Below are 11,897 nucleotides of genomic sequence, written 5' to 3'. Positions count from 1 at the left end.
ATCGATACATTTGTACTTATATGTTCTCAACAACAACCTATCAAAATAGACGCAATACCCTGCGAGAAAACGTTCCCAGCGGTATATTACTTTTTATGGGAAACATCGAAAATCCCATCAATTTCGAACACAATACCTATCCGTTCCGCCAGGATAGCACCTTTTTGTATTACTTCGGATTATCGGTTCCTTCTTTAGTTGCACTAATTGATGTAGACGAAAATCGAGAAATCATTTTCGGTAACGAAGCTACCATTGACGATTTGGTTTGGACTGGTCCGCAAGAATCGATCAGCAAGAAAGCGGAACGCGTAGGTGTGCGAGAAGTTCGTCCAATGGGCGAATTGGCGAATTATATCAAACAGGCTGTTACCAGCGATCGCACCGTGCATTACCTTCCGGCTTATCAATCCGCTAATAAATTGCAGTTAAGCGAACTGCTTCAAGTGAATTACAATGCATTAACGGCTTCCGCTCCATTCATTCGGGCGGTAGCGGCTCAGCGTTCCATTAAAGAGGATCAGGAGATCGTTGAAATCGAACGTGCAGTTGCTGTATCTACCGAAATGCACTTGTTAGCTATGCGCTTGGCAAAGCAAGGCATGAAAGAAAGTGAGGTGGTAAGTGCTGTACAAGCATTCGCAGCAAATAAAGATTGCCCCTTAGCCTATCCGCCGATCATCACGATTCACGGACAGATATTGCATAATCAGGTGCGTAGTAACGCCCTAAAATCGGGTGATATGGTATTGATCGATGCGGGCGCAGAAACAGCGATGGGCTACGCTGGCGATCTTACGCGCACTTTTCCGGTTTCGGCGGCGTTCGATAGCAGACAGCGTGCCGTTTATCAAATCGTTTTAGATGCGTTGACGGCAGCTCGAGCAGAATTACGTCCTGGAACTTCCTTTAAATCGGTTCACCTGCATGCTGCAAAAGTTCTTGTGGAAGGTTTGAAAGGAATTGGTTTGATGAAAGGCGATACTGAAGAGGCTGTTCGCGCACACGCGCATACCATGTTCTTCCAATGCGGACTCGGACACCTGATGGGACTGGACGTGCACGACATGGAAGATTTAGGCGAACAATATGTTGGATACACCGATGAGGAGCCGAAAGATACCTTAACATTTGGATTGAAATCCTTGCGTTTAGGCAAAGCTTTAGAACCGGGATTTGTGCTAACCGTAGAACCGGGTGTTTACATTATTCCGGAATTGATCGATCATTGCAAAGCCAACAAACAATATCTTGACTTCATCAATTATGATGAGTTGGAAAAATTCCGTGATTTCGGAGGTATTCGATTAGAAGATAATTTCTTGATCACACCGAACGGACACCAACTTTTGGGTCCGGACCTGATAAAATCTATTGACGACGTTGAAAATTACCGCGCACAATATGTATAAACCTTTTCGTATAGCCCGGCTATTCGTAGCTGGCTTGGCAGCATTGCTGTCGTTTCAATCCGCCAAAGCACAAGAACAGTGGTCGTCGGACGGAAATGCATATTATGAGTTTTCTCCCGAAGGGATAAAGCTGGTTCATTTGTTGGACGAATCCAAATCTAGCACCTACATCAAATCCGAGCAATTGATTCCGAGCGGAGGTAAAGCGCCTTTGAACGTACAGTCTTTTGTGGTTTCTCCGAACGGAAAAGATTTATTGTTATTCGCGAATACGGAGCGCGTTTGGCGCGATAATACGCGTGGCGAATATTGGATTTTCAATCAATCCACGAATCAACTGCAACAATTAGGAAAAGGCTTGCCAAAAGCATCCTTGATGTTTGCGAAATTCTCTCCTAATGGCGATCAAGTTGCTTACGTTTCCAAAAACAACATTTACGTAGAAGATTTGAAGAGCAATACCTACGTAAAAATAACGCAGGACGGCAGTGATAAAATGATTAACGGAACATTCGATTGGGCGTACGAAGAAGAATTTGGTACGCAGGATGGTTTTCGCTGGTCGCCGGACGGCAAACGCATTGCTTACTGGAAACTGGATGCGAAAGATACCCGTCATTTCTTGATGATCAACAACACGGATAGCTTATATGCCTTTACCATTCCGGTGGAATATCCAAAAGTCGGCTTAAATCCTTCTGCTAGCAGTATTTGGATTTATGATGTGCAAAACAAAAAACAAGTTCAAGTGAACGTTGACGGCGATCCGGCGCAGCATTACATTCCGCGTATGGAATGGTTGACCGACGGATCCGGCGTGATTTTACAACGTTTGAACAGAAAGCAAAATGCTAGTGCAATTATCACAGCTGACGCGGTATCCGGACAATCGAAGACGATCCACCAGGAAACCGATCCAGCTTGGATCGACATTAAATCGCGTTGGAATTCGGGTGATCCCAGCGGTTGGGATTGGTTGGATAACGGAAAAGCGTTTATTTGGGTTTCCGAAAAAGGTGGCTTTCGTCAGATTTATAGCATCGATCTAAATGGTAAAGAAAAACTGATTACCCAGGACGCTTTCGATGTTATACAAATCGACCACATTGACCAAAAGCAACAGACCATTTACTTTTCGGCTTCGCCGGAAAATGCGACGCAAAAATACTTGTATCAAATTCCATTACGTGGTGGTAAGGCAAAACGTGTAACACCTAACGCAAGTGCCGGAACAAATATGTACCGCATTTCGCCAAATGGCGTTCTGGCATTTCACACCAGCACGAGCACCAAACATTATAGTTTGGATGCGCTAGTTAGCTTGCCTACGCACAAACAAATCAAACCTGCCAAACGTACCTCTAATTTACCGAACGGTGCAGCATCTGCTGAGTTTTTCCAAGTAAGCACGGTAGATGGAATCGAGATGGACGGTTGGATGGTTAAACCAAAGAACTTCGATCCAAACAAAAAATATCCAGTCGTTTTTTATGTGTACGGCGAACCTGCTTCACAAACGGTTACCGATAATATCTACGCTGGAAGAAATCGCGTTTACGAAGGTGATATGGCGGAAGACGGATATATTTATATTTCCTTAGAAAACCGTGGAGCGCCAGCGCCAAAAGGACGCGAATGGCGCAAAGCGATCTACAAAAACATCGGCATCTTAAACATCCGCGATCAAGCGATGGGCGCAAAAGAAGTGCTAAAATGGGATTTTGTAGATACGGCACGCGTGGCAGTTTGGGGATGGAGCGGTGGCGGCGCGACAACGCTTCATTTGCTAGGACAATATCCGGAGATTTACAAAACCGGGATATCCATTGCTCCGGTAACCAATCAATTGTTGTATGATAACATTTATCAGGAACGCTATATGGGATTGCCACAAGAAAATGAGGAAGATTTCATCAAAGGATCGGCGATTACCTACGCGAAAGATGTACGCGGTCATTTGCTTCTCGTTCATGGAACAGGCGACGATAACGTGCATTACCAGAACGCAGAGGTGTACATCAACGAATTGATAAAACACAATATTCCGTTTCAAATGATGTCTTACCCGAACCGCAGTCATTCGATCAACGAAGGCGAAGGCACTTCGGAACATCTAGCAAGAACATTTACTAATTTCTTGAAAACGCATTGTCCTCCGGGCGCAAAGCAATAATATCGACGTTTTGACACTAAATTGCCTACAAAATGATCTCATTTTTGTAGGCAATTATTTTTTTGGAAGAACTTAAAAGCGCTAGCTTTCCGAATTATATCTTAGATTCCTTTTTTCAAACCCAACTTCAAGTTTCAATCCTCAAACAATTCTTTTAGTTTGGAAGATAGCATTTCTCCACGTAGATCCTTAGCAATGATCTTTCCATCTGGATCAACCAACAGCGTACTTGGAATCGCTCCGATTCCATAATACGCAGACACCTCATTATCAAACCCTTTTAAATCGGACACTTGAAGCCATGGCAACTGATCTTGCTTAATAGCTTCCTTCCATTTCAATGCATCTTCATCTAAAGAAATTCCTAATACGGTAAAGTTCTTCTCTTTGTACTTGTTATATTCAGCAAGCACGTTTGGGTTTTCTGCTCGACAAGGTCCGCACCAACTTGCCCAAAAGTCCACTAACACATATTTGCCCCTGAAATCGTTAAAATTCACGGCATTTCCGTCTTGATCATTTTGGGTAAAATCAAACATTTCCTCCCCCAATCGACTTCGCTTTAACAATTCGAGTCGTTCAGCAAGCCGAATGCCTTGCACTGTCCGTTGCATACGTGAAGAAAGTAGTTTAAACGTGGGAGCTATATCTTCGTAAGATCCCGTTATTGCATCGTTGTTCACCAAATTCAAGCTAAAATAACTATCCGGATTTTTCGAGATATATTCGACTCCTCGCTCGCGCCGTTCGCGACGTAGTGCATAAATTCTCTTTTCTAATCCGCTACGTTCCTCTTCGGACGCCTCGCCCCATAGTTTGTAAATCGCCATCTCCTTGTCGGTCAGATCTTGTAAAGATTTTTTGTGTAGGTCCGCCTCATCCTGAACTTTTGATCCATAAACACGCAATCTTGATATAGAATCTGCAGTTCCCACAATGGAAATATGTTCGTTATTATCGGCATAAAATTGAAAATTTTTTGAAGGAAATTTAATTAGAAGGTTTTGTGGCTCCTTAAGATAGCCTTTCCACGTAAATTTGCCATTTTTTATATTTACAGTATCTATCTTAGATTCACCATTATGCGACGAATTGATAATTAATTGTCCATCTCCATGTCCAGCAATATCTCCATTTACCACAGTTTGTTGAGCCATGATTCCGCTTGATAAGCTCATAAGCAAAATCATCAATACGATGTTTTTCATAACGCATTTGTTAGTTTATAATTTGTTAGTGCATTTCAAAGTGCGACGTCAAAATACAAATTATTCAACAAAAACTTTCTTTAATTCTTACCCATGAGATTTAATCCTCTTGGCTTTGGCTCCCTATTGTCTTATTCATTTAAAACCGAAAGGTTAATATCCGACAGTGAATCGACAAAATAAAGCAAACATCCCATCACGATACTATCTAATTTACGAAAAATAAAATGGTGAATGATGAAAGTATTAAAACGACTCCCCTATTTTCTCGGATGTACAATAATAGCGTTGCTTTCCCAGTTTGGAACAGCGATAGCGCAAAGCGGCGATCAGATTCTGGATGGAATCGGTGAAACCGGAATGATAGCGCGTTATCTATTTCGCGGCGACCTCAAAGATTGGTCACGAAACAACTTACATGCGAAATACTTAGGTGAAAATACGCCTACATTTAAAGATGATAAACCGGGCAAAGTACTGGCTTTAAATGGTTCTCAAAAGAACTATTTGCAGCTCCCGAACGAAGCACTCAACGATTTAGAATCGCTGAGTATTTCCAGTTGGATATTCCTTTCCAAGGATGCGAAGAATTCCTATCTTTTTGATTTTTCATTCGACAAAGAACATGAGGTTGGCGGACAAATTAAACAAGAAGCTAATCAGCATATTTATGAATTTGCTTTTCGTAACCAGAAAACCAAGCATACAGTATCTTTAACATCGCTTCCTGCTGACCAATGGGCACATATCGTTAGCGTGATCGATATACCGTCGAAATCAATTTCTATCTATCTGAACGGTAAAAAGATGGCCGAGAAATCAAATGTTTCGATTGATTTTTCTGGATTATCGCAAAGTAATAACGCGTCAAAACGTCAACTTACTGTTGGGCAAAACAATATAAATCAAGGAAATACACTCCAAGCATTATTACATGATTTCCGCATTTACCGCGTTGCGTTGACTGGAAACCAAGTGCAAACCATTTATGAAAACGCAAAAAATGGTGGGCAATCGAGCGGAAACCGCGTAAATCAACGTCCACACGATGGCGAAGAAATGCCATCCTTCCCGATGACGCAAGCGCAGCTGTATAATGCTTATTTACAAACCGTAGAAGATATAGAAGTAGAAACTTTGGTTGGAGAATCGCCGCGTTTGCCCACTCACGTACAAGGAAGTTATGCAGAGGGTTTGGAAGGACCAAAAGTGCGCGTGATTTGGCCCGCGCCGACCGATAATACCGCCGTTCAAGCAATTGGAAAATACACAGTTATTGGTCGTATTCCAGGCACGAATTTACAACCGAAAGCGCACGTAACCATCAAAGAAAAAAAGGGATCGAAAGCACCAAAAAAAGTATTGGAAGCATTTCCGTTGGATCATGTTGCATTAAATAACAATGCATCCAATGAGAAGAATCCATTTATCTCCAATCGAGATAAATTCATTCAGGGTTTAGCGAACACCAATCCGGATGATTTCTTATACATGTTTAGAAATGCATTTGGCGTAAAACAACCGGATGGAGCGAAGCCTTTGGGCGTTTGGGATAGTCAAGACACCAAGCTACGCGGCCATGCTACAGGACATTATCTAACTGCCATTGCGCAAGCTTATGCCGGAACGGGATATGACCCAAAATTGCAAGAAAACTTCAAGCAAAAGATTTCTTACATGATCGAAACGTTGTATGAACTTTCAAACATGTCGGGCAAAGCCAACAAGGATGGAAATTCCGCTGTAGCGGATGCTAAACTGGTTCCTCCGGGATCCGGCAAAGAAGGTTTTGATTCGGATTTGAGCGTGGAAGGTATTCGAACGGATTATTGGAACTGGGGCGAAGGTTATATCAGCGCCTATCCGCCTGATCAATTCATTATGCTAGAACAAGGTGCAAAATATGGAGGACAAAAAAATCAGGTTTGGGCGCCATACTATACGCTACATAAGATCTTAGCAGGGCTGATTGACATCTACACGCAAACCGGAAATAAAAAAGCGTTGGACGTGGCAACGGGCATGGCCGACTGGGTGGAATCGCGCTTGAGCGCTGTTCCTGCTGACACACTGCGCGCAATGTGGAATACCTATATCGCTGGCGAATTCGGCGGAATGAACGAAACCTTGGCGCATCTTTATCAGATCACTGAGGAAGCAAAATACTGGAAAGCGGCGCAATTATTCGACAATGTCGATATGTTTTTCGGTAATGCAGAACGTACACACGGACTGGCTAAAAACATTGATACATTTAGAGGTTTGCATGCAAATCAACACATTCCGCAAATCGTCGGCAGTATTGAAATGTACGGCGTTTCCGATGAGTTGGATTACTTCAAGATTGCGGATAATTTTTGGTTTAAAGCGGTAAATGATTACATGTATAGCATTGGTGGCGTTGCTGGTGCGCGAAATCCTGTCAATGCGGAATGTTTCATCGCTGAACCAGCAACCATTTACCAAAACGGCTTTTCGTCCGGTGGACAAAATGAAACTTGTGCGACGTACAATATGCTGAAACTAACCAGCAGTTTGTTTATGTACGAGCAACGTCCGGAACTGATGGATTACTACGAACGTGGTTTGTACAATCACATTTTAGCATCGGTGGCAGAAGATAGTCCAGCGAATACTTACCATGTACCGTTACGTCCGGCTTCGGTGAAACAGTTTGGCAATCCGCATCTAAATGGTTTTACCTGTTGCAACGGTACGGCAATCGAAAGCAGTACCAAGTTACAGCATGCCATCTATTTCAAAAGCATCGATAACAACGACTTATACGTTAACTTATTTATTCCTTCGACTTTAAATTGGAACGAACGCAACATTCGTATCGAACAGGAAACGGATTTTCCAAAGAAAGATCATACGAAGCTTACCGTTCGTGGAAAAGGTAAGTTTGCGATTCACTTACGTGTACCTTCTTGGGCAACAAAAGGCGCTCAAGTGAAAATCAACGGTCGTACCCAAAATATTAAAGCGGAAGCTGGATCATACGTGAAGTTATCGCAGAACTGGAAAGACGGCGACGTGATTGAATGGCAGTTGCCTTTCCAATTCCGCTTAGAGCCGGTTATGGATCAACAAAATATTGCCAGCTTATTCTACGGTCCTGTTCTCTTGGCAGCGCAAGAACCGGAAGCACGCAAAGATTGGCGCCCTATCACATTGCATGCAAAAGAACTTGGCAACACGATTACGGGCGATCCACAAGCGTTGCAGTTTAACATTGATGGTGTGGAGTTCAAACCTTTCTACGAAAGCTACGGCCGTCACTCCGTGTATTTAGATGTCACGTTAAAATAAATTGAATGCGAGCTTGATCATAAGGATCAAGCTCGCATAAAACTATTAAATAAAAAAAGGTGATCCATGGATCACCTTTTTTTATTGTTTTGGAAACTTTACTTAAGCGTTGTCTAGCTGTAAAGATTCTTTATAGATTGCTTTCTTCACTTGGGTACGACGAGTAACAGATTTTTTCTCGTAAGCTTGACGTGAACGTAACTCTCTTAAAACGCCAGTTTTCTCGAATTTCTTCTTGAAACGTTTTAATGCTCTATCTAACGATTCTCCTTCTTTTACATTTACAATAATCATAGCTTTTTATATACCTCCTTTCGTCGTGGAATTCTTGGTGTGCAAAAGTAGCTTTTTCCACTGACATATTAAAATGTTATTAAAAAGATTTTTAAATCAAATCCCAATCCTTCAAAATCTTAGCTAAATGCTGTTCTTTGGTGCAAAGAGCCGTGTGTATACCCATTTTAGAAGCGGTTGCCAAATGTTGCGGACTATCATCTATAAATAACGTTTCCGACGCAACGATATTGGCATCTCTCAGTACAAAATCGAAGATTTCTTGATCCGGCTTCCGCATTCCCATTTCGTGGGAGTAATATGTTTTTTCAAAAAATTCGGCATTACTTTCTACTCCGTATTCGTCACGTATATGCTGCATGCAGAACGCGTAATGGATTTCATTATTATTGCTCAACAGAAACATGCGATATTTTTCATTCAGATCGATTAGTATATCGTGGATTCCCTCTGAAACTCCAATCAATAACGCGTTCCAAGCTTGGTCAATATCTTGATCGGATAAGTGAGGTGCTTTTGCCAAGGCACGAATACCGTTCCTAAATTCGGCAGGCGTAATCAATCCTTTATCAAATTGGTCAAAAATTTCGTTTTGCTGTTTATGTGCGAATACCTCCTCTACATTATTTACACCTAATTGGTTGAAAGCTTGTTGCGCGCGTTGGAAGTCAATAGCGAAGATTACATTGCCATAATCGAGTATGATATTTTTTATTTTTTGCATGCGAAGATTTTGATTTGTCCCGACAAATATCGATAATTGCATCGTCAAAACCGCTTTTAAAAGGGTTATTGATGATCAAAAATTACTGCGCCTATAGCTCAGTCGGTTAGAGTAGAAGACTCATAATCTTTTGGTCCCTGGTTCGAGCCCAGGTGGGCGCACTGAAAAACCCTGTAAGTTGCTAACTTGCAGGGTTTTATTTTTTATTAGGGGGCTAAATGGGGGGCTGGATTGTAACAATGATGGAGAGGATTTAAGGTTCCACTATTCGAATTTAGCTTTTTATCTTTTTATAACTAATAATAGATGAGAACGGATAAGAATTTGCATTGACGTGCCAATATTCCGTAAATCCGTGACGTTCTTTTTTTTCAAAGTCTCCCCATTCATCTTTGATAATTTCTTGAATGAGCTTAGAGATTGAGATTAATTTATAATTATCTTCTTCTCGGATTAGATTGTCTAGATATAGGGGTCTAATGACGTCAAATATTCCGTTATAAACAAAATCATCGTGCAACTTGTCGAACAATTGAATGTGATTGAACTCATCTCTTTTTTTAATAAAATTTCTTAATCCACCTTTAGTTAATGGTTCACAAGTGTTGCTTACATTGTCTATATATGTGAAAATTATTTCATTATCCTCGAGAATACCAAGCGCGTATTTGATTGTTTTAATTTCTACATCTAAATTATTTCCACTAATGCTTGACTCTTTTGAAAGGTATTCAATATATCGTAATGCCCAATCTATTAAGGCCTCATATGTTATTCCGGATTCGTATTGATCTCTGTTTAGATTTTTGACCTCTGGGACATTAATGAATCCCATTATATTCCCTTGCATACTTGTAATTCTGATACCTCTGGAAAGAATCACGCCAGTGTCTTGACTAACTCTCCCATTTATATAAGGAAGTACTCCAAGCTGACCAACTATTTTATTTTCTTGATAAATCGGTAAAAGTTTCCTTTTTGTATCTTTCAAATTATTGTGTAAGACTTCTGAACCGCCTTTCTTTTTTTGCAAACAAACTAGATCTGAAAAAGATTTGAAATCAAAATTTGTGTAGGTATTGAGCGAAAGCTTTTCTATCATCTTCGCATTATTGTTTTCTAAAATTTCAATTTGATGGTCAATATTAGGAGCGAGATATTTAACGATGTTATGTAAATTTGGATTTTCTAGATTTGCTTCATTTACAAAGCCTCCATCTCCATACGGATCATTAAACAGTTTTATTCTTACACTAGTGCCAAAATCTGAATCGAGCTCATTTACTTTTTTAACTACCAAATTAGGATTTTCTAGGAGACCTTTTTCAAATTTAAGGATATTTCGGCTGTTAATTTCATCACCAAATTTTGTAGAAATAACCTCAATTTCATCCCCTAGCATGAACGCTGAATAAAAACCTATACCAAACTGCCCGATAGATTTGAAACTTTTCTGAGCTACTCCTACATACTCGTCGTAGAAATCGTAGCTATCCCAATAGGATCGTCCAAAATCCAGAAGATGATTGATCATTATATTCTTAGACATCCCAATACCATTATCATTCACATATAAAAACCATTCGTTTTCTTGATTTTGTATCTCAATAGTTATCTTACCTTGAAAATCTTTTTGCTTATATTTTCTTAGATGAAGAGCGTCAATAGAATTTTGAACTAATTCCCTGAGCGCTAAATAAGTATAATTGTACAGTTTTTTACCGCCTATATTAAGGGCTAATAAATTAGGCTGAGAGACTTTTATTTTTGTATCAACGGAGTCCCATCCATTAGTTCTTATATATTGTTGACCTAACAATAAAGTATTATCAATTGCCTTCACGCCTTTCGCTAGAAATCCGTCGGCGCCACTTTCAAAAAAGAAAACAGCTGCTTTTTTCAGTTCCTCATTTAATACAGAGAGCGCTTCAAAACATAGCCACCATGCTCTTCTCTCATTCTTATCAAAGGATTTTACGGAATTGTAGACTATTAAGCCTTTATCAACAGATGGAAAACCAATTTTTTTCTGAAATACCCAATGGTTTTGAGAATCTCCAGAAATTTTTTCACTTATTTCCTTTTCACTTAATGGAGTTCTTAAGCGATCTATATGAGCTGCATCTGATACCCGTAATATATATGCCAATTTCTTTGAATCAATTGGGAAATGGGTGTGTTCGGGACTGTTGTAAACAAATAACTCACTATCAATATAAGCGATATCCATCGAGTGACTCTTCGAGATTTTTCCAATAAGTTCACCAAATTCATCTCGAAGATTTTCATTTTCTATTACCATCCTTTCTGACGACAATTTTGATAGTGGAATTTGTTCCGCAAATTCTCCATGTAATTTTCTAACGCAATAAAATAATGCTTCTTCTTCTAAATTCTTTATATCGGGATTTAAGGCTATAAAATCAAGGTAGATTGGTAATCCCTGCAAGTATTTTTTATTATTTAAAATTGAAAAACACATTCCGGCATCATGTATTAAAAAACACATGTGCAAAATATAGCCTTCCAATGGATTTAATCTCATTTTACCTCCAAGAATCAAATCTGCATACTTCCAAAGCATTTTAGAATGCAGTAGAGAATGATCAGTTAAATTTGGAAAATCAATTCTAATAGATTCTAAATTTGCCTCCAAATTCGATTCAGATTTATTTATTTCCGAGAGTAAAAAATCAATGTATTTTGAGTCGTTTGGATAACGAATTTTATCAAATGTATCTGTAAATAGTCTGTTAGAATCCACAATAAACAAA

Annotated in this window: 7 protein-coding genes and 1 tRNA gene; 4 read left to right on the top strand and 4 right to left on the bottom strand. The window is 39.9% G+C overall.

Going from position 1 to position 11,897, the window contains the following annotated elements; genetic code table 11:
- Positions 1-20: 20 nt before the first annotated feature.
- Together ACFSQ3_RS07205 and ACFSQ3_RS07200 are read left to right on the top strand one after the other, a co-directional pair.
- Positions 21-1,412, top strand: coding sequence for an aminopeptidase P family protein (locus tag ACFSQ3_RS07205; protein ID WP_380868860.1), 1,392 nt, complete (start codon positions 21-23; stop codon positions 1,410-1,412).
- Positions 1,405-3,585 carry a S9 family peptidase gene (locus ACFSQ3_RS07200; protein WP_380868859.1) on the top strand — a complete coding sequence of 727 codons (2,181 nt, stop codon included), beginning with the start codon at positions 1,405-1,407 and terminating at the stop codon, positions 3,583-3,585. The genes ACFSQ3_RS07205 and ACFSQ3_RS07200 overlap by 8 nt, the downstream gene beginning before the upstream one ends.
- Before the next feature lie 134 nt (positions 3,586-3,719).
- Here ACFSQ3_RS07200 and ACFSQ3_RS07195 read toward each other — a convergent pair whose 3' ends face one another.
- Positions 3,720-4,793, bottom strand: coding sequence for a redoxin domain-containing protein (locus ACFSQ3_RS07195; RefSeq protein WP_380868858.1), 1,074 nt, complete (start codon positions 4,791-4,793; stop codon positions 3,720-3,722).
- Positions 4,794-5,027: 234 nt separating this feature from the next.
- On the opposite strand from ACFSQ3_RS07195, the gene ACFSQ3_RS07190 reads away from it, so the two are divergent.
- Positions 5,028-8,105, top strand: a complete 3,078-nt coding sequence (locus ACFSQ3_RS07190) for a beta-L-arabinofuranosidase domain-containing protein (RefSeq protein WP_380868857.1) — start codon at positions 5,028-5,030, stop codon at positions 8,103-8,105.
- 102 nt (positions 8,106-8,207) lie between these two features.
- On the opposite strand, the gene rpsU is transcribed toward ACFSQ3_RS07190, so the two are convergent.
- Together rpsU and ACFSQ3_RS07180 are read right to left on the bottom strand one after the other, a co-directional pair.
- Positions 8,208-8,399, bottom strand: coding sequence for a 30S ribosomal protein S21 (rpsU, locus tag ACFSQ3_RS07185; protein WP_380868856.1), 192 nt, complete (start codon positions 8,397-8,399; stop codon positions 8,208-8,210).
- A 91-nt stretch (positions 8,400-8,490) separates the two neighbouring features.
- On the bottom strand, positions 8,491-9,123 hold the full coding sequence (locus ACFSQ3_RS07180; RefSeq protein ID WP_380868855.1) for an HAD family hydrolase: 633 nt from the start codon (positions 9,121-9,123) through the stop codon (positions 8,491-8,493).
- An 87-nt stretch (positions 9,124-9,210) separates the two neighbouring features.
- Between ACFSQ3_RS07180 and ACFSQ3_RS07175 the strand changes: the two genes are divergently transcribed.
- Positions 9,211-9,284: transfer RNA gene (locus ACFSQ3_RS07175), tRNA-Ile, on the top strand.
- A gap of 113 nt (positions 9,285-9,397) precedes the next feature.
- Here ACFSQ3_RS07175 and ACFSQ3_RS07170 read toward each other — a convergent pair.
- On the bottom strand, positions 9,398-11,887 hold the full coding sequence (locus ACFSQ3_RS07170; protein ID WP_380868854.1) for an HD domain-containing protein: 2,490 nt from the start codon (positions 11,885-11,887) through the stop codon (positions 9,398-9,400).
- Positions 11,888-11,897: the final 10 nt, after the last annotated feature.

This window comes from Sphingobacterium corticis (assembly GCF_042684745.1).
GTDB lineage: Bacteria > Bacteroidota > Bacteroidia > Sphingobacteriales > Sphingobacteriaceae > Sphingobacterium > Sphingobacterium corticis.
Note: the sequence above shows the minus strand (reverse complement) of the source record. Positions and strands in the feature narration are given on the sequence as shown.